This window comes from Bradyrhizobium sp. USDA 3240, assembly GCF_054063295.1.
This window is the reverse complement of the sequence record NZ_JBSSGD010000002.1, coordinates 4,868,986-4,888,335: the sequence shown is the minus strand read 5'-3', so window position 1 is coordinate 4,888,335 and position 19,350 is coordinate 4,868,986. Positions and strand designations below refer to the sequence as shown.

Annotated in this window: 13 protein-coding genes and 1 pseudogene; 4 read left to right on the top strand and 10 right to left on the bottom strand. The window is 63.5% G+C overall.

Translation table 11 applies throughout. The features are described 5' to 3' along the window. Positions 1-22: 22 nt before the first annotated feature. From ACVIGA_RS23795 to ACVIGA_RS23765, 7 genes and pseudogenes are all read right to left on the bottom strand, one after another. Entirely contained in the window at positions 23-538 is a 516-nt protein-coding gene (locus ACVIGA_RS23795; protein ID WP_456668199.1) for an RNA polymerase sigma factor, read from the bottom strand. Continuing rightward, positions 535-1,224 (bottom strand): secretin and TonB N-terminal domain-containing protein, encoded by a 690-nt coding sequence (locus ACVIGA_RS23790; protein ID WP_456668198.1) that lies wholly within the window; start codon positions 1,222-1,224, stop codon positions 535-537. Before ACVIGA_RS23790 ends, ACVIGA_RS23795 begins: the two co-directional genes overlap by 4 nt. 471 nt (positions 1,225-1,695) lie before the next feature. Next, positions 1,696-2,928: an acetyl-CoA C-acetyltransferase gene (locus tag ACVIGA_RS23785; RefSeq protein WP_456668197.1), complete on the bottom strand. Its 1,233-nt coding sequence runs from the start codon at positions 2,926-2,928 to the stop codon at positions 1,696-1,698. A gap of 68 nt (positions 2,929-2,996) precedes the next feature. Beyond that, complete coding sequence (locus ACVIGA_RS23780) at positions 2,997-4,562, bottom strand: AMP-binding protein (RefSeq protein ID WP_456668196.1); 1,566 nt, start codon at positions 4,560-4,562, stop codon at positions 2,997-2,999. A 35-nt stretch (positions 4,563-4,597) separates the two neighbouring features. Beyond that, the gene (locus ACVIGA_RS23775; RefSeq protein ID WP_456668195.1) at positions 4,598-5,830 is read right to left on the bottom strand and encodes an ABC transporter substrate-binding protein; all 1,233 of its coding nucleotides are present in this window, start codon (positions 5,828-5,830) and stop codon (positions 4,598-4,600) included. 58 nt (positions 5,831-5,888) lie between these two features. Further along, positions 5,889-6,650: a crotonase/enoyl-CoA hydratase family protein gene (locus ACVIGA_RS23770; RefSeq protein WP_456668194.1), complete on the bottom strand. Its 762-nt coding sequence runs from the start codon at positions 6,648-6,650 to the stop codon at positions 5,889-5,891. Positions 6,651-6,693: 43 nt separating this feature from the next. Continuing rightward, positions 6,694-7,804: pseudogene (locus ACVIGA_RS23765) on the bottom strand (CaiB/BaiF CoA transferase family protein). Positions 7,805-8,046: 242 nt separating this feature from the next. Here ACVIGA_RS23765 and ACVIGA_RS23760 point away from each other — a divergent pair. Beyond that, a complete protein-coding gene (locus ACVIGA_RS23760; RefSeq protein ID WP_456668193.1) occupies positions 8,047-10,854 on the top strand; it encodes a LuxR C-terminal-related transcriptional regulator in 2,808 nt (935 codons plus the stop codon). A gap of 49 nt (positions 10,855-10,903) precedes the next feature. Here the strand turns inward: ACVIGA_RS23760 and ACVIGA_RS23755 are convergent, their stop codons facing one another. Then, complete coding sequence (locus ACVIGA_RS23755; RefSeq protein ID WP_456668192.1) at positions 10,904-12,043, bottom strand: acyl-CoA dehydrogenase family protein; 1,140 nt, start codon at positions 12,041-12,043, stop codon at positions 10,904-10,906. 374 nt (positions 12,044-12,417) lie between these two features. Here ACVIGA_RS23755 and ACVIGA_RS23750 point away from each other — a divergent pair, with 374 nt between their 5' ends. The 3 genes from ACVIGA_RS23750 to ACVIGA_RS23740 all read left to right on the top strand — a co-directional run bounded on the left by ACVIGA_RS23750 (position 12,418) and on the right by ACVIGA_RS23740 (position 16,412). Then, entirely contained in the window at positions 12,418-14,658 is a 2,241-nt protein-coding gene (locus ACVIGA_RS23750; RefSeq protein ID WP_456668191.1) for an NADP-dependent isocitrate dehydrogenase, read from the top strand. A 63-nt stretch (positions 14,659-14,721) separates the two neighbouring features. Then, the gene (locus ACVIGA_RS23745) at positions 14,722-15,081 is read left to right on the top strand and encodes a RidA family protein (protein ID WP_456668190.1); all 360 of its coding nucleotides are present in this window, start codon (positions 14,722-14,724) and stop codon (positions 15,079-15,081) included. A gap of 134 nt (positions 15,082-15,215) precedes the next feature. Beyond that, positions 15,216-16,412, top strand: coding sequence for a tyrosine-type recombinase/integrase (locus ACVIGA_RS23740; RefSeq protein ID WP_456668189.1), 1,197 nt, complete (start codon positions 15,216-15,218; stop codon positions 16,410-16,412). Between the two features lie 958 nt (positions 16,413-17,370). Here ACVIGA_RS23740 and ACVIGA_RS23735 read toward each other — a convergent pair. Both ACVIGA_RS23735 and ACVIGA_RS23730 read right to left on the bottom strand, forming a co-directional pair. After that, positions 17,371-18,459, bottom strand: coding sequence for an IS110 family RNA-guided transposase (locus ACVIGA_RS23735; RefSeq protein WP_456665228.1), 1,089 nt, complete (start codon positions 18,457-18,459; stop codon positions 17,371-17,373). Between the two features lie 489 nt (positions 18,460-18,948). Continuing rightward, entirely contained in the window at positions 18,949-19,347 is a 399-nt protein-coding gene (locus tag ACVIGA_RS23730) for a hypothetical protein (RefSeq protein WP_456668188.1), read from the bottom strand. Positions 19,348-19,350: the final 3 nt, after the last annotated feature.

Sequence of the window (19,350 nt, the reverse complement as noted above, 5' to 3'; positions counted from 1 at the left end):
CCAGCCAGGCGAAACCGCATACTCACCCGCCGTTCCGATTGCGCCGCGCCAGACAATACTCCTGCGCCCGCTGCAGCTCCAGCTCGACCAGGCGCAGGGAAATGCCGAACCGACGGGCTATTTCCTGCCGCGGCAACTGGTCGAGCCGCGCTGCGAGCAGGATCGCGCGGCGGCGCGGCGGCAGCTCGCGCAGGATGGCTTCCAGCCCACGCAGGTCCGAACGGGCGCGCACCACCTGCTCCGGATCGGGTGCGCCATCGGCGATCTCGAGCAGTCCGTCGACCTCGGCGGCGCTCAGGGTGCGGCTATCGGCGTCGCGCTGGCGATCACGCGCCGCGTTCATGGCGACGCCAAAGATATAGTTTCCGGGATTGCGGACGACACCGACCGAATCCACCCGGGCGATGCGAAGCCAGGCGTCCTGCAGCGCCTCGCCCGCGAGCTCGGACGATCCCAGCCGTCGTGTCAGCCGTCGCTTGAGTTCATCATAGCGCTCGACCAGCAGGCGTCTGATCAGCGCCAGCGACGCCTCGGTCATGGCGTCGCGCTGGCGCGGCGCGCCGGAGAACCATTGCAGGCCATCGTCGTGCCGGGTCCCTGCGGGACGACCACCAGCGTCACCGGCTGGGCAAGGCCCGCCGGCGGCGGCGCATCGACCTGCATCCGGCGTAGCGCGTGATCGATGCCCGCATCGACCGCAGCGCTGCCCGCCGAGCCCAGCCGCGCGAACCGCGCCACGCCGCCTGCCGGATCGATCCAGAACTGCAGCGCGATCCGATATCGGCCCGGCCGTGCATCGGCCTCCGCGCATAGTGCGGCCCGAAGGCCGGCCTGCAGCCGCGCATAATAATGACTGACCGGAACCGGCAGCGCCGCCTGCGCCGTGGCCGGTGCGGGATAAAGCACGAAAGAGTTCTCTCCGAGCACACGCGCCGAGAGACCGCTGCCCGCGAGCAGACGCGCGAGCGCCATGTCCGCGGTCATGGGTCCGTGCACGGCGCTGGAATGCAGTCCGGCTGCGAGGTTGCTGTTGTAGAGGACGTTCCGACCGGCCACGGCACCATACTGCTCGAGCGCGGCCGCCAGCGGCTGGGCTACGATATCAAAGTCGATCTGCGCCTCCTGTGCCGATACTTTCGGCGACGCCAGGACGAGACAGACGCCGAACAACAGAGCGAGGCACAGCCGGGCGCTCCAGGCTGGCGCTGGCGCATCCGGGGTCAACACGGCTCCTCGCGTTACAAACCTGTCATGGTCGGGCGGGGACCATAGGCAGGCTGTGTAACAATCTCATGTCAGGAAGGCTGCGATGCGGCTGTAGGGAGCGTGCGGCGAAATCCCTGGAGCCGCTCGCTCTCCCACCGTGCCGCCGACCATGCGTCGCCGACGAAGCACTCGGCAATAAGAACCGCGCTTGTTCGATCAGGGTGATGGTCTTTGCGGTCGTGGCGGCTGGGTCACACCTTGCGGGCCGCTCTGGACGGCTGCAACGGCGATGCTGCGTTCGCTTATTCTTCGAGTCGCGCGAGCAAAGTCCGAATGATGCCGACGCTCGCAACGACAGCCTTCAACTCCGCAGCGTGCAAAATGCCGCGAAATCGCAGGTTGGCGCACAGAACCGCACAAATGGCGGAGAGAGTGTCGGTGCGTTCCTGCTCGCGCATTGCGAGCGGTCTTCTCATCCTCCGAACATCGTCAGATACGTTCGATGATGATCGCGGGAGCCATCCCTCCGGCCGCACACATGGTCACGAGACCTCGCCTGAGATCGCGTCGCTCCAGCTCATCGAGAACGGTCCCGATCAGGATCGTACCTGTCGCTCCGATCGGATGCCCCAGTGCGATCGAACCTCCATTGACGTTGATCTTGTCGCGATCAATCTTCAGATCACGAATGTACTTTTCGACCACGACGGCAAAGGCCTCGTTGACCTCGAACAGGTCGATATCGCCGAGCGTCAATCCCGCCTTCACGAGCACCTTGCGCGTCGCCGGGACCGGCGCGTTCATCATCAACGTCGGCGAATCGCCCATATTGGCGGTCGCGACAACACGCGCCCGCGGCTTCAGGCCATGCTTCTCAGCATAGCCTGGCGATGCCAGCAGGATCGCGGCCGAACCGTCGACCACGCCCGACGAATTGCCGGCGTGATGCAGGAAATTGATGTCAAGGTCAGGATATCGGTCGAGGATCAGTTTTCGATAGGTGGTCCCGCGCTGGTCGAGCGGGTAATCCGCCATCGCCGCGAAGGCCGGCTTCAGCATCGCCAGCCCCTCGAGCGTGCTGTCCGGCCTTGGATATTCGTCGCGGTCGAGGGCAAGCGTGCCGTCCTCGCGATGAACCGGCACCAGGCTCTTGCTGAAGCGCCCTCCTTCGATCGCCGCGGCGGCGCGCCTCTGGCTCTCCAGTCCGAGTTGGTCCAGTTCCCGGCGCGTGATGCCTTCAAGTGTTGCCACCGCATCGGCGCAGACGCCTTGATGCGATTGCGGATGCCGGGCGCGCAGGCGCAGGTTTCCGGCGTCCATGACCATCGGTCCTTCGCCGCGGCGGCCTTCCATCGACATCATTTCGGTGCCGCCCGCGATCACGAGATCTTCGGAGCCCGACATGATCGCATGCGCGGCCATGGTCACGCTGGTGATGCCCGAGCCACAGAACCGATCCAGCGTGACGCCGCTGGCGCGGACATCGTATCCCGCGTCAAGCGCTGACATCCGCCCGAGATCGCCGCTCTGCTGGCCGCGTTGCGAGCTGGTGCCCCATACGATGTCGTGGACATCGGCGGTGTCGATGCCGGTGCGATCACCGAGGGCGCGCAACACCGTCGCGCCGAGCTGCTGCGGGTGAATTCCGGAGAGAGCCCCCTTGCCGGCTTTGCCGATGCCGCGTGGTGTCCTGCATGCATCGATGATCAGAGCGTCAACCATGTCATTGTCTCGAATGTTGGAGCGATTGGATTCGTGATTCCGAAGCGAACTGCCGAGCGACCAGGCCGCTACCCGACCTGCCGTTCCTGCCCGGCCCAGTACTTTGCGCGCAGCACCTTCTTGTCCACCTTGCCCACCGCGGTCAGCGGCAGGCTTTCGACGAACTCGATCTGCTTGGGGGCATGCGTGCCGCCTTTATGCCGCTTGACGAGATCCATCAGCGTTTCGGCGCTGGGCCGCTTGCCGGGCTTGGCGACGACCAGGGCCGTGACCGCTTCACCCCATTTGGGATGAGGTATGCCGATAACCGAGGCCATCGCCACATCGGGATGCGACGACAGCACGTCTTCCACCTCGCGGGGAAAGATGTTGAAGCCACCGGAGACGATCATGTCCTTCTTGCGATCGACGATGTAGAGATAGCCGCGCTCGTCGGCCCTCGCGATGTCGCCGGTGTGCAGCCAGCCGCCGGCGAAGGTCTCGGCGGTCTGCTCGGGCCGCTTCCAGTATCCCTCCATCGCCTGCGTGGCGCGAACGCAGATTTCTCCGGCATCTCCCGGTCGGACCTGCTGGTTGTTGTCATCCAGCAACGAGACGCCACAGGAGGCCAGCGGAAAGCCGCAGGATGCAAACAGTTCGGGACGCCTGGCGTCGTGATCGGCCCGCCCGAGCAGACTGATCGGGAAGCACTCGGTTTGGCCGTAGAGCTGCGCGAAGATCGGGCCGATACGCTCAAGCCCCTCCACCAGCCGTGTCGGCGACATCGGCGATGCGCCGTACAGCAGCAGTTCGAGTGACGAGAGATCCGTACTTGCGAGCTTCGCGCTGTCGAGCATCAGGTAGATCATGGTCGGGACCATCATGGTCACATTGATCTTCTGCCGCATGATGGTCGCAAGAAACTCTTCGGGGTCGAAGCCCTTCAGCAGATGCACGGTTCCGCCGCGCGACAGCGACGGCAAGACGAAGCTCCCCGAGACGTGCGTGATCGGCGCCGCGGCGAGATAGCGTGGCGTGTCGGGCAACCCGAACTCGGCTGCGACCGACTGGGCCGACGCCACCAGAGCCCGATGACGGCGGATCGCTCCCTTCGACTTTCCGGTGGTGCCGCCGGTGTAGTTGACTATCGCAAGCTCATCGATGTTGGTGAGGTCGACAATCGGCACGGCGCCGACAGCGCGCGCCGCGGCAAGCAAATCGCGGCCGAACTCGCTCCGCCCCATGGTGAATGTCAACCTGAGCTGCGTGGCGGCGCCGGCTGCAAGCTCTGCCCCGCGCTGGCCGTGCGTCTTCGGGTCGACGATCAAGGCCGTCGCCTCGATGTCTTCGATGACAGCAAGGTGATCCGCGAGCGAGCCGAGCGGGTGCAGCCAGGTGATGACGAGGCCAAGCGCCTGCGCCGCAACGCCCGCGCACCACGTCTCGGCGCTGTTGGCGCCCAAGAGCGCGACGACGTCACCCTTTCCGAGACCGGCCTGAACCATTCCCGACTGCAAGCCGGCGATCAGGTCACGCACCGCGGAATAGGTCATGCTGCCGTCATTCCAGACGAATGCCTGGCGGTCCGGAAACCGCGACAGTGCGCGCAGGATCATCGTTGTCGTGGTCGGCGCAAACCCGATTTGCTCGTTCACTGTTCACCTCCTGCCCAAGCTGGCTTCTTGTTCGATCAACCGGCCGGACTGCCGACCTCGCCATTCATGACGGGACCAAACAGCTCCCACACGCGTCCATCGAAGCGTCGCATCTGCAGCTGTTCGACCGGAAAGAAATCGGTTGCGCTGGTGTTGACCTTGATGCCCGGCAGCAGGACGTCGACCTCGAAATCCCTGAGATTTGCAGCCTGCCGCATCACGTTCGCGCGGGACAGATCGTCGCCGCATCGCCGCAGGACCTCGACCAGCGTCTGGGTCGCCATGTAGGACGAGACGTAGCCCTGGTCCGCCTTGTTCGCGCCCGGCATGTATTTATCCATGAATGCGTTCCACTTGATCATCTTCGGATCGTCCTTCCACAGCGGATCGGACGGATCCTTGGTGTAGGCCGTGCTGAGCAGGCCCCTGGCGTTGTCCAGCCCGGCCGGCTGCAACACCGACCCGATCGACCCGGAAACGCTGCTGATGAAATGCATCGGCTTCCAGCCGAGTTCGGCGACCTTCCGAATCGCCAGGGCCGCGAACCTCGGCGACGTCAGATCGACAAACACGTCGGCATTCGCCGTCTTGAGCTTCACGATCTGCGAGTCGGCGGTCGGATCGGAAATCTCGTAGGTTGCTTCTGCAACGATCAGCGCCGTCTTCTCGCCAAGGCCGTCCTTCAGGCCCTTGAGCACATCCTTTCCGAAGTCGTCATTCTGGTAGAGGACGCCGATCCTCGCCTGCGGACGATGCTCGAGGATATATTTTGCAAAGATCCGCCCCTCGCTCTGATAGTTCGGCTGGAAGCCCATCGTCCAAGGGAAGTTCTTCGGATCGCCCCATTTGGTCGCTCCAGAGGCGACAAAGAGCTGGGGGACCTTCTTGGTGTTGAGGTACTTCTGGATCGCCGTATTCCCCGGCGTTCCGAGCGGCTGGAAGATCAGCAGCACATCGTCGTTCTCGACGAGCTTCCTCGCCTGTTCAACGGTCTTCGGCGGACTATAGGCATCATCATAGGTGACGAACGTGATTTTGCGGCCATTGATGCCGCCTTCATCATTGATCATCCGGAAATAGGCTTCGCTCGCCTTGCCGATGACGCCGTAGGCGGATGCAGGTCCGCTATACGGCATGATGTTTCCGATCTTGATCTCGGTGTCGCTGGCACCGGGATCGTACTTCCTCTGCGCGTCCGCCGGCGTGCTCGCCACAGCAACGCAGGCCGCGAGTGCAAAGGCTCCGACCATCAGGTCCTTGCAGGTCATTTCGTGTCCTCGGGTTTATTTGTCGCGATGGGTTGACGAGACCTCGTGGCCCGACTTCTCAGCGTCCGCGCCAGACCGGCTTTCGCTTTTCGGCGAAAGCGCGAAGACCTTCCGTGCGATCCTCGGCCTCGAACGCGATCGCGGCGATCGGAGCCTGTCGGCTCCAGGCCTCCTCATCGGTCCAGTTCGCCGACTGGAGCATGATCTCCTTGGACGCGGCGAGCGCGGTGGGACCATTCACCAGCAGCTCCTCCGCGAAAGCGATCGCGTCGGCCAACGCGTGTCCCGGCTCGCTGATGCGGTTCACCAGCCCATAATGCCGGAAGAACTCGGCATCCTGGAAACCGCCGGTGAGTGCAAGCTCCATCGCGACATGATAGGGAATGCGCCGCGGCAGCCGAAACAGCCCGCCGCCCACCGCCGCAACGTTGTGCCTCACTTCGGGAAGCCCCATCCTTGCGTTCCGTGCGGCAACGATGAGGTCGCAGGACAAGCAAAGCTCGAGCCCGCCGCCGACCGCAAATCCTTCCACCGCCGCGATCAGCGGCTTGCGTGACGGACGCTTGAACATGCCGAAGCCGCCGCGCTCGGTCACCGCGCGCTCGTTACGCGCGACCGCTTTCAGGTCGGCTCCGGCGGAGAACGTGCCGCCGGCCCCGGTGATGACGCCGACGAAGAGACCGTCCTCTGCGTCGAGCAGGTCCATCGCGGCATGCATCGCCTGGGCGGACGCAAGGTCGAAGGCGTTTTTCGCCTCCGGGCGATTGATAGTGATGACCAGGATATGGCCGCGCCGCTCGATCAGAACACGTTCACTCATTTTGTCCCCGCTTCGAATCACATTGAGAAGGAGAAGCCGCCATTCACGCCGGCTGCGGCTCGGCTTGACCGAGAAATCCGACGCCGAGCTCGCGCAGCCTCGAAACACCCGAGGGATCGAATCCCCATTGCCGCAGCGCGGCGTCGCCACGTTCACCGCGGCGCGGCGCGGACTTCGGCGCTTGCGACGGAGTGCCGAGGAACCGCGGCGCCGGGGCCGGCTGGATGACGCCATCGATTTCGATGAAGTTGCCGCGGGCGCGATTTTGCGAATGATGCGGCGCCTCCGAGAAGGCGAGCACCGGCGTCACGCAGGCATCGCTGCCCTCGAAGATGGCGCACCATTCGTCTCGGGTCTTGCCGAGAAACGCCCTTGCGAAGGCATTGCGCAGCGCCGGCCAGCCGCTGCGATCGTACTGCTTGGGAAGATCGGCCTCGGCAAGGCCCAGTCGTTTGACGAGTTCGGCATAGAACCGCTGTTCAACGGCGCCCACGGCCATGTAGTGGCCATCAAGCGTGCGATAGCTGTCGTACCATGGCGCGCCGCCATCGAGAATGTTGCTGCCGCGTTGCTCTTGCCAGCCACCTCCGGCCACCAGACCCCACATGATGGACCCGAGTTGCGCCGCACCTTCGATCATCGCGGCATCGACGACCTGCCCCACCCCGCCCCCGCTGCACATTGAGCAGCGCAGCGACCACCCCGAGCGCGAGCAGCATGCCCCCGCCGCCGTAGTCGCCAACCAGATTGAGTGGCGGCAGGGGCCGGCCGCCCGCCGGACCGATCGCCGACAGGACGCCCGATAGCGCGATGTAGTTGAGATCGTGGCCGGCATCGCCGGCAAGCGGACCGGTCTGCCCCCAGCCGGTCATCCGTGCATAGACCACCCGCGGATTGCGTTCCAGCACCGGATCAGGACCGAGGCCGAGCCGCTCCATCGTCCCCGGACGGAATCCCTCGATCAACACGTCGGCTTTTTCGATCAGTTCAAGGACAGCAGATGCCGCAGAAGGCGATTTCAGATCGAGCGTGATCGAACGGCGCCCGCGGCCGGTGATGTCGACCGGCTTTCCGGTGCGACGCGGCCCAAGGTCTTGCGGCGGCGACGGCCGATCGATCCTGAGCACATCCGCCCCCATGTCCGCGAGCAACATCGCGCCGAAAGGGGCAGGCCCAATCGCCTCGAACTCGAGGACGCGAATTCCGGACAAAACGCTCAATTTTGCTCCGATCAGCTTGTGTGCCGGTGTCAGCTTGCGCCAGAACTACACCTGACAGAGGCTACGCCGCCCCACCCGCTCCGGGTGGTCTGCATGACACCGGGCCGCTTTAAGTGGCCTCGACACCGTCAGGCTGGTGGAACGGGATCTCGGCGTGGGATGGAGGAACAACTGAGATGGTGACCCGTCCGTCGGACGAAGCAGGTCCGTCACACGAGGTCCTGCAGCCCATCGTCAGCACCAAGCTGTTTCCGCCGCGCGAAGGCGGCCGCCTGCTCCCGCGGGACCACCTGATTGCCCGGCTCGTCAAGGCACGGCGACAACGCTGTGTGCTGGTGCACGGCCCGGCCGGCTCCGGCAAGACGTCGATCGTTGCAGCCTGGCGCCGCGAGCTGCTTACGCTCGGCTTTGATGTGGCCTGGTTGACGCTCGCCCCTGACGACAACGAGGTTTCCCGCTGGCTGGACTACGTTCTTGCGAGCTTCGCCCAGGTCGATCCGGCCATCAGTCAGGCTGCGTCGCAACTGGCGGGGCGCGGCATCGACCGCGAGGCCGTCGAGCGCACGCTCATTGCGCTCGTGCGAAGTATCGCGGTACGGCCGCGAGAGATCGTGCTGGTGCTGGACGACCTCCATTTGCTGACTGATGCGGCAAGCCATTGGGCTCTGCAATGGCTGCTCGATCAGGCGCCCCACAATCTCCATGTCGTTCTTGTTTGTCGTGGCGCCGCTCCGGTCTCGCTGTCGCGGCTGCGCGATCAGCAGAGCATCTTCGAGCTCGATTTTCAGGACCTGCGCTTTTCCCAGGCCGAGACCGATGCCTTTCTCCAGAGCAGGTTCGGCAAGAGCGACCGGCGCGCCGCCCGGCGTCTCTACGAACTCACGGACGGATGGGTGGCGGGCCTCCAGCTTCTGTCGATCGGCTGGTCCAGGAAGGGCGCCACAAGGGAAATCAGGCTCGCGTCCCGCAGCCACCTCCAGGACGCGCAATCATTCGCCGACTATTTCGAGCACGAGATCCTGTCAAAACTTTCCAATGACGAGCGCGCGCTCCTCGAGACGGCGTCGATCTGCACGCGGTTCTGTGCCTCCATCTGCGCCGCACTGCTGGGCAGGGAGCAAGACGGCGCCAGCATCGAAGCGCTGTTGGCAAACCTGGCAACGCAAAACGGTTTCATCATCCCGGTCGAATCGTCGGAACGCGAGCTCTGGTATCGCTTTCATCCCCTGCTCGGCGAAGCCATGCGCGCCCGGTTTCGCCAGCGTACGGACGTGCAACAACGGCAATGCCACAAGGCGGCATGGATCTGGTTCCGCGAGCATGGCCATGTCGATGAGGCTGTTCGTCACGCCATCTCCGCCGACGAAGCGGCCGCGGCTGCCGACCTGCTGGATCAATATGGGCAGGACCTGCTTGCGCGTGGGGATGTCCGTAACCTCAACAGCCTGGTTCGCCTGCTTCCGGAGCACGAGGTACAGTCGCGCACAAACCTGCGGCTCTGGATGGCCCGATCGCAGCTTCTGGCGCGCCAACTGGACGCCTGCGGTGACAGCCTCGAGCAGCTCGAAGCCGATCTGCCGGCAAGCGACGCGTCCGCGCGATTTGCGCTTGCGCTTCTGAAGGCGACGCTGGCGGTCGCGCGCGACGACACCGACGCGGCGATGCTGGTCCTTCCGCAGTTGCTGCATCCGCCGGCAGGCGTCGATCCGGCTGCCATCGGCGGACGCGACAACATCCTGTCCTGGTTGTACATGCATCGCGCAAATTACGAACTGGCGCGACAGGTGCAGCTCGGATCCCCTTCGACCGGAGCCGGCGGGACGCTCCTTCTCGGCACTCCCGGCGGCCGGCTGCAGGGCCGCTGCCTGGTCGGGCTCAGCTATGCGCTTCAGGGCCAGATCATCGAAGCGGAGCGGATCTATCGCGACGTTCTCTACGAATCGGAGCAGCGTGGCCCATCCTGCATCGATCCTGCCTGCCTGGCTGCGGCGCTGCTCGGAGAGGCGCTCTATGAACTCAATGATCCCCTGGCCGCCCTGCAACTGCTGGACGATCGCGTCGACGTGCTCGAACGCGTTTCGATTCCCGATTCCGTGCTGCGGGTCCTTTCGGTGCTCTCCGCCTCACATTGGCTCGCCGGCCGGCGCCAGGAGGCCCTTGCCTATCTCGAGCGACTTGAAGACTACGCGCTGAACCTCAAGCTCGATCGATTGCTCGCGCACAGCCTCGGCGAGCAGGTTCGACGTCATCTCGAGCAGGGCGAGTTCGAAATGGCGAAACGCAAGCTCGCCGGCCTCGACAAAATCGGGCGGCGGCATCCGAAGTCGGGCAGCAATCTGGGCGACGAGATTTTCATCATCGTCGAGCGGGCGCATGTCAGAGAAGACATTGCGGTCGGCCGCTATGAGGCGGCCGCAGCCCGGCTCGATTCACTGATCGAGATCTGCGAAGCGCGTGGCCATCGGCAGATCGTGGCCATGCTCCAGCTGCAAAGTGCTCTTGTCGCGAAGCGACGCGGCATGGGCGAGCAGGCCGACGCGATGACACTGGAGGCGCTGCGTCTCGGCCATCGGCTCGGCCTCGTGCGAAGCCTGCTCGATGCTGATGCCTCCGCGCTCGACCTCATCCGCTCGCGCGGCGCGGCGCCGGGCTTTGATGTCCTGCTGTCATTCTATGTCGAGCATCTGCGCGACGCGGACCTGCCGGCGCGGCGAGCCGCGCCCGCCTCGCGCAATGATACAGCCGAGAGCCGTTCCGGACTGCTGGAGAGCCTCAGCGATCGCGAACTCGATGTCATCCGCATGCTTGCGCAGGCGTTTCCCAACAAGAAGATCGCGCGGGCGCTCGGCCTTTCGCCCGATACCGTGAAATGGCACCTCAAGAACATCTACGGCAAGCTCGGCGTCGCCGGTCGCGATGACGCCGTCGCGCGCATGCGCGACCTCGGATGGAACGCGAACGGCCAGGCAGCGCGCTCACCGTGAGGGACGCCCCCGCTCTCCGCCCACGCCGCGCTTCGGCCGCTACAAGCCGTCAAAGCTGGCGGGAAATCAGGTCACGCATGACCTCGCTGGTTCCGCCGTAGATTCGGCTGACGCGCATGTCGACGAACGATCTGGCGATCGGATATTCCATCATGTAGCCATAACCACCGTGGAGCTGCACCATTTCGTCGAGCGCCTTCCCGAGCGTCTCGGTCGCGAACAGCTTTGCGATCGCCGACTCCTGAAGCGTCAACCCGCGCTTCATATGCTCGGCCAGGTAATGATCGACCATCAGCCGGACCGCCACGGCCTGCGCCTTGATATCGGCAAGCTTGAACTTCGTGTTCTGAAAATCCCACACTGTATGGCCGAAGGCTTTCCGTTCCTTGACATAGGCCAGCGTGTGATCAAGCGCGGCCTCCAGGCGCGCTGCAGCCGATACCGCAATCGAGAAGCGCTCCTGCGGCAATTCACCCATCAGATATTTGAATCCCATTCCCTCTTCGCCGAGCCTGTTGCTGACCGGGACCCGGACGTTGTCGAAGAACAACTCGGCCGTATCCGCGGCATGCTGCCCGACCTTCTTCAGCTTGCGCCCTCGCCGGAACCCCGCACGATCCGCCTCGACGACGATGAGGCTCATGCCCTTGGCGCCGGCGTTTGCGTCCGTCTTGCAAACCACGATGACGATGTCGGAGTTCAGGCCATTGCTGATGAAGGTCTTGCTTCCGTTGATGACGTAATCGTCGCCATCTTTGACCGCGGTCGTCCGTATCGACTTGAGATCGCTGCCCGTGCCCGGCTCGGTCATCGCGATCGCCAGAATCAGTTCACCGGAACAGGCGCGCGGCAGCCACTTCCTCTTCTGTTCCTCGTTTCCGACCCGTGCGATGTATGGCGCGATGATATCGGAGTGCACCTGAAAGCCAGGTCCGCTTATGCTGGCGCGTGCCATTTCCTCCGCCATCACCACGGCATGGCCGAAGTCGCCACCCCCGCCGCCATATTCTTCCGGCAGGATGACCCCCAGCAGGCCCTCCTGGCCGGCCTTGAGCCAAACCTCGCGGTCGACACGTCCCGCATCGTCCCATTCCTCCTGCCGCGGCACGCATTCACGTTCGATGAAGCGGCGAACCGTAGCGCGGAACATTTCGTGGTCTTCGCGAAAGACGGAGCGAGCGATCTGCATCTGGAAGGTCTCTCAGGCCCGGGAGCTGTTTGGGTTCAGTCCGGAAGCTAACCGGTGCGGCCTGAAGTTCGACCACCCGCGTTGGGTAGGGTCAGGGGCGGGCGCCTGAAACGATCCAGGCGACGGCGATCCCTGATTATGGTCAGGACGGCTTGCGCGGTCTTGATCGCGCTCCGCCCGCTCCATCTCGACGACGAAGATCTCGGACCGGGGTGGTTGCGCGCCTTCCGCAAGATCATTTGCGGCACGGGGGCTGCTCCCCGGCGCGCCGCTACGCTTCCTCTTGCACCTCGCCCGGGGCTCGTTCATCTTCATGGCGAATAACGCCGGTGGATGCATCGGCATAGATGTTGCCCTGCCAAGGAAGCGAATGCATGAGTACCGCATCTCCCACCATCATCTACACGCTGACCGACGAGGCCCCGGCGTTGGCGACCGCAGCGTTCTTGCCTATCGTGCGTGCGTTCACGGCACCCGTCGGCATCAACGTCGTTACCAGCGACATCTCGGTGGCGAGCCGAATCCTCGGTGAATTCCCGGAATTCCTGACCGAAAAGCAGCGTCTACCCGACAACCTGGCCGAACTGGGCCGGCTGACGCTGCTGCCGGGCACCAACATCATCAAGTTGCCCAACATCAGCGCCTCGGTGGCGCAGCTGATGGCCGCGATCAAGGAGTTGCAGGACAAGGGCTACAAGATTCCCGATTATCCCGAGAGCCCAAAGTCGGACGAAGAGAAGGCGATCCGGGCGCGCTATGCCAAATGCACCGGGAGTGCCGTGAATCCGGTATTGCGCGAAGGCAACTCGGATCGCCGCGCTCCGCTCGCCGTGAAGAACTACGCGCGCAAGAATCCGCACAGCATGGGCGAATGGAGCCAGGCCTCTCGCTCGCACGTCTCTCATATGCACCAGGGCGACTTCTACCATGGCGAGAAGTCCATGACGCTGGACAAGCCGCGTGACGTCAAGATGGAGCTGATCACCAAGAGCGGCAGAACCATCGTACTCAAGCCCAAGGTGTCGCTTCAGGACCGCGAAGTCATCGACTCGATGTTCATGAGCAAGAAAGCGCTCCTGGAGTTCTACGAACAGCAGATCGAGGACGCGTACAAGACAGGCGTGATGTTCTCACTGCACGTGAAAGCCACCATGATGAAGGTCTCGCACCCCATCGTATTCGGCCACTGCGTGAAGATCTTCTATCGCGACGCCTTTGCCAAACACGGCCAATTGTTCGACGAACTTGGCGTGAACGTCAACAATGGCATGGTCGACCTGTACAACAAGATCGGTAGCCTGCCCCAGAGCAAGCAGGATGAGATCAAGCGCGACCTGCATGCCTGCCACGAGTACCGGCCCGAACTGGCGATGGTCGACTCGGCCAAGGGCATTACCAACTTTCATTCGCCCAACGATATCATCGTCGACGCGTCGATGCCTGCAATGATCCGGAACGGAGGCAAGATGTGGGGCGCCGACGGTCGCCTGAAGGATGTCAAGGCCGTGATGCCCGAAAGCACCTTCGCGCGCATCTATCAGGAGATAATCAATTTCTGTAAGTGGCACGGCGCCTTCGACCCGAAGACCATGGGCACCGTGCCTAACGTAGGACTGATGGCGCAGCAGGCCGAGGAATATGGCTCGCACGACAAGACCTTTGAAATCCCCGAGGACGGCATTGCCAATATCACCGACCTCGCTACCGGCGAGGTGCTCCTGAGCCAAAACGTGGAGCAGGGTGACATCTGGCGCATGTGCCAGGTGAAGGACGCCGCTATCCGCGACTGGGTCAAGCTGGCCGTCAATCGCGCTCGTCATTCCGGCATGCCGGTCCTGTTCTGGCTGGACCCGTACCGCCCCCACGAGGCGCAGCTCATCACCAAGGTCAAGATGTACCTGCACGAGCACGACACCACCGGCTTGGATATCCAGATCATGAGTCAGGTGCGGGCCATGCGCTACACGCTGGAGCGCGTGATCCGGGGTCAGGACACGATCAGCGCCACCGGCAACATTCTGCGCGACTATCTGACCGACCTGTTTCCGATCATGGAGCTCGGCACCTCGGCCAAGATGCTATCGATTGTGCCACTGATGGCCGGCGGCGGCATGTACGAGACCGGCGCCGGCGGCTCGGCGCCCAAACACGTGCAGCAGCTGGTGGAAGAAAATCACCTGCGCTGGGACTCGCTCGGCGAATTCCTGGCCTTGGCCGTATCACTGGAGGACCTCGGCCTGAAGACGGGTGACCAGAAAGCCAAGCTGCTGGCCAAGACCCTGGACGCCGCCACGGGAAGGCTGCTGGACAACCGGAAGTCGCCCTCGCCGTGCACCGGCGAATTGGATAACCGTGGGAGCCAATTCTACCTCGCAATGTATTGGGCACAGGAACTCGCTACGCAAACCGAGGACCCCACATTGCAGTCGAAATTCAAGCCGTTGGCCGAGGTGCTGACCAGCAATGAAGACAAGATCGTCGCCGAGCTCGCAGCCTTGCGAGGCAAGCCCGCCGACATCGGCGGCTACTACCTGCCCGACATGCACAAATGCGAAACCGTGATGCGGCCGAGTCCGACGCTCAATGCGGCACTGGCTCAGATGAGGAGTTCGTAGAGACCCGAAGCTTGGTTAGCCTCGGAAACTCAAATCGACTGTGTCTCCCGGTCAGAGGCCGAGATGAAGCGGCGGGGCGCGCACCATCAAGATGCCGTTCTGCCGCTTGAATCCTATGTCGTCGCCGACGGCCGCCGCGTCCCGCTCGGACCGAGTGGAGATCTGCTGTTCTTGTCGGGAAGCCTTTGCGTCGATGAGGACGCACGCGATAGCGTCGAACTCCTGACCCGCCGGATATTCGAGCGCACCGCGCGCGTGCTGCGCAAACTTGGCGCCTCACTCTCGGATATCGTGAAGACCACGGCGTTCTTGGCCGACTATGACGGCTTCAACCCGGCTCGCATCGAAATATTCATGGACGCCAAGTCTGGCGCACAGAATCGCGCAAATGGCGGAGAGAGTGTCCGGCGAACCATCGTCTAGCACTGATCGCCAATGTTCGTCGCAGACTTGAATTATCCGCATATTTCAGGCGTTTCGACCATTACAATTCGCCACTGTCTATTTCCGTTCGCCCCAAGCCGTGCTATTTTTGGGGACCGGATTGGGGACGCACAATGGCCAGCAAGCTCACCGCGCGCAAAGTCGAAACCGCCAAGCCGGGCAAATATAGCGACGGCGGCAACCTCTATTTGATCGTCTCGGAAACCGGTGCCCGCAAATGGGTTCTGCGCTTTACCTGGCGCGGCCGGGCAAAAGAAATGGGGCTTGGCAGCGCCGCCAGCGTTCCCCTCGCCGATGCCCGCGAGAAGGCCGCCAGTGCGCGGCGCAAGATTGCCCAAGGGCTCAACCCGATTGATGAGCGGAAACGGGACGGCGGCATTCCCACCTTCGGCGAGATGGCTGACGACGTGCGGGAAACGCTTTCCGCCGGCTTCCGCAACGAGAAGCACAAGGCCCAATGGAAATCGACGCTTGAAACCTACGGCGCTCCATTGCGCGCCAAGCCGGTGGACACCATCGCCACCGGTGATGTGCTGGCCGTTCTCAAGCCGATCTGGACTACAAAGGCCGAAACCGCCTCGCGGGTGCGCGGTCGGATTGAGAAGGTTCTGGACGCGGCCAAGGCCAAGGGCTTCCGCGAAGGCGAGAATCCGGCCCGGTGGCGCGGCCATTTAGACCACTTATTGTCGCGACCGTCGAAGCTGTCGCGCGGCCATCACGCCGCCATGCCCTATGAGGACGTGGCCACCTTCATTGCCAAGCTTCGCGACCGGGAAGCCAGTTCGGCGCTGGCGCTGGAACTCTGCATCCTGACCGCCGCGCGCTCCGGCGAAATCTTGGGAATGCGGTGGCCGGAAATCGACCTCGACAAAAAGGTCTGGACTGTGCCGGCCGACCGCATGAAGGCAGGCCGCGAACATCGCGTTCCATTGTCGCCGCCTGCGGTCGCCGTCCTCCGCCAACTCGAAAAACTTAGGGCAGGCGATTTTGTGTTCGCCGGTCAGGCGCGCAATAAACCGCTTTCCAACATGGCTATGGAGATGGTTTTACGCCGAATGAAGATCGAGAATGCCACCGTTCACGGGTTCCGGTCCAGCTTTCGCGACTGGGCCGGCAACGTATCCAACTTCCCGCGCGAAATCACCGAGACGGCACTGGCGCATGTCATTGGGGACAAGGCCGAGCAAGCGTATCGGCGTAGCGACGCTTTGGAGAAACGCCGCAAGCTCATGGAAGCGTGGGCGGTCTATTGCGGAACAATTAAAGCGGGCAAGGTCGTAGCATTTCGACGCAACAAGTCCGGCGCCTAGGGCCTCCCGGACGCTTGAATATTGGTCAGAGCTGCGCTTTGGCCATCACACGATGACCGCAGCGATTTGAAACGCGGAACTCCGCGACAGCGGTAGACCTGGTGCAGATCAACGACGACCTGAACGCACGTCATCCTCCCTGTGGCCCGTCGAGATTGGAGCACGTCGCTCCCAACTTGCCTTACCTGCCTGAGCAGCCCTGGTCGGGCCGGCGACGTCCAGTCAAGCCGGCGGAGCCGGGCGCGCGAATAGCGCGAGGCTTGACGGGAGGGCGCAGGTCCGGCCCGCTCGTCATAGGCCGGCTAACAAATTTTCCTGCCAATGCGAGCTGTGTGCAGCGTCACGAATGGACGTGCGGCGCTCACGCGAAAGCGTCGGCGAGAGCCGCTAGCGGATCTCTTCACATTGAGCCGAAGGTGAGCATAAAAGGGCCTGCCGTCGCTCGGAAGATTGATGTAGTTGGCGTTTCGCAAAAAGCGATGGCAGGTGGATTCTTGCGACGTCTACCTAACTTCAACTCAGACAACCACAATCAGCGCGACCGGAGGCGTCGCTTTTATCTTGCAGTCTTAATCGGGCGTCTCGTCTCTCTGATCTCAGCCATTCTCGCTTCCTTTCTTTTCTGCGACAAGCCTGTTTGATCCACGCCATGACGCGAAGCGCCGCGATCGTCATGAGTCCTGATGCGCCGTGCAGTCTTCCGCGCTCATCGACGGCCAGGCTTCGCTGCAGCAAGGCAGCGCGGACGCCGTCGCGGCGCATCTTTCCATCGGCATGACGGAGCCACATCACAGGCAATCCGGCGCGATCGGTCGGCATCCGAAGATGCACCGTCGCAGGCAAGATAACGTGCGTTCCGTCGTTCGTGTGCTGCACCAGTCCTCATCCGCTCGCGCGGAGCTCCGTGTTCAATTCGCGGCGGGCATCGTGCCGCCGACGTGCAAATCCCTTGCGCTTCTCATGCGTAGACTCCGAGCAGCCGGCGATCCTTGGCCGCGGCGCGCGCGCTGACGTCTGCTGCCGCGACATCCGGGTCACCGCAGTAGAACGTGCCGCTGCTCCACATGGCGTGCATGATCACGGCGAGCTTGCGCGCCACCGCCACGGTCGCCTTGCGGTGCGAGGACCGCCTGGCCAGTGCCAGCCCCCAGCTCTTGACCTTGTCCTTTTTCTTGTAGCGGGTGAGCAGCGCGCTCGCCGCCTCGTAGAGCGCGCGGCGCACGTCGCCGTCGCCGGCCTTGCTGATCCGCCCGTGGACGTCGATCGACGAACCGGACTGCCAGCGCCGCGAGGTCAGGCCAAAATATGCCGCCACATCGCGCGACCTCTTGAAGCGCGAGGGATCGTCGACCGCGGTCATGAAGCTCAAGGCCGCGATCGGGCCAACGCCGGGAATCTGCATGAAGCGCCGGCACAGCTCGTGGCCGGCGACCAGCTTGACCACCAGGTCATGCAGCCGGCAGTATTGTTGCCATAGCGCCGCGCGCGCGGCCAGCATGGCGTCGATCAGCTCGCTGACCAGCGCGTCGCCGTCCACGGCCTCGCGCACGGCTTGCGCAAAGCCGCCACGGCTGACCCGGTTCAGGCGGATGCCGAACACCTTCAGCGAATGCCGGATCGCGTTCTCGAGATCCAGAAACTTGCGCTTCAGATTGCGCCGGTGCGTCAGCAGCAGCCGCAGCCGGTAGCAGGCCGCGCTCTTGATATGCGCACGCCGGAACCAGCCGGTGCGCATGATATGGGCAATCCCGAGCGCGTCCGCCTTGTCGGTCTTGTTGCGCTGCGCCTTCAGCGCCGCGCGCACATGCAGGGTCTCCAGGCAGACCGCCGGCAATCCAAGTCTTAACAGCTCCGGATGCAGCCAGGGCGACAGCGAGCCGGCCTCGTGGCCAAGCCGCCGCAAGCGGCCGAGATACAGCGCCAGCGCCGCCTTGATCGCGTCGGGATCGGTCACCACCGCCGCCTCCAGCAGCACCTTGCCCTTGTCGTCCACCACGCAGATCGCCGTCTCGTCCATGCCGACATCCAGGCCACAGAAGAATTCCATCACACGCCTCCCGCGTTGCTGAGGCGACGCAGTGTGCGGGTTATTCAGCGTGCAGACCACTTGCGCTGCGGCCGCACGCTCCGCAGCAGGCCGATTACGGGCGGCCGTCTTCATCGAGCACCCAACATCTACTCCACACTACGATATTTCCCTCCTCCGAAAGCGTGCATCACACGTCAGTGCGCATGCTATTCCGCTGCACGCCGATCGCTCACCGTGCGTCGCTCAAAGGCCACCGAACCGTCGCGCGCCCGTTGCAAACAGTGCGCGCGGCCAGCGATGCGGATGACAATCAAACGGCATTGTAAGCGCCGCCGGCGGCATGATTTACCGAGTTCGGGATGTCGGTTTCACGTCCGATCTTCATCCAACAACGGACTCAAGTCGGACATCGCGCCATGTCCGAAAAGTGCCAAAAGCAGATATAAGAGGTTTAACTGACAAGACCTCAACACCATGGCATCCGTCCGCCCAGTGCTTGCTGATCGTCTAGGGCGGATATTCTTTTCTTGCGGACAGGGCCGCGCCACACCCGACCGCCAGCGCCAAATGGGCCAGCACTACCGGCCACAGGGCAACGCCCGCCAACCCTTGGCTCGTCCAAGCCAGCACGAGGATCGCGACCACGGCGGCATTGTAGAGCAGCATAGCCGCAATCAACCCTCGCACGGCGCGACCGGCAGCGTCCTCTCGCGCAAGCCAGCAGGCGATACCGATCGCTAGTATCGCAACGCCGGCGACGCGGCTGACCGTGGTGCCGGCGGCTGTGCCGGGTGCGGCGCCCAGCAGCAATTCCACCAGAAAGGACGGCGCTACCGCCAAGACTAAGCCCGTCGCCGCCTCAGCCGCGCCCATCATTGCAAGGAGCGGCTTCGACCTCAGCGCCATCGT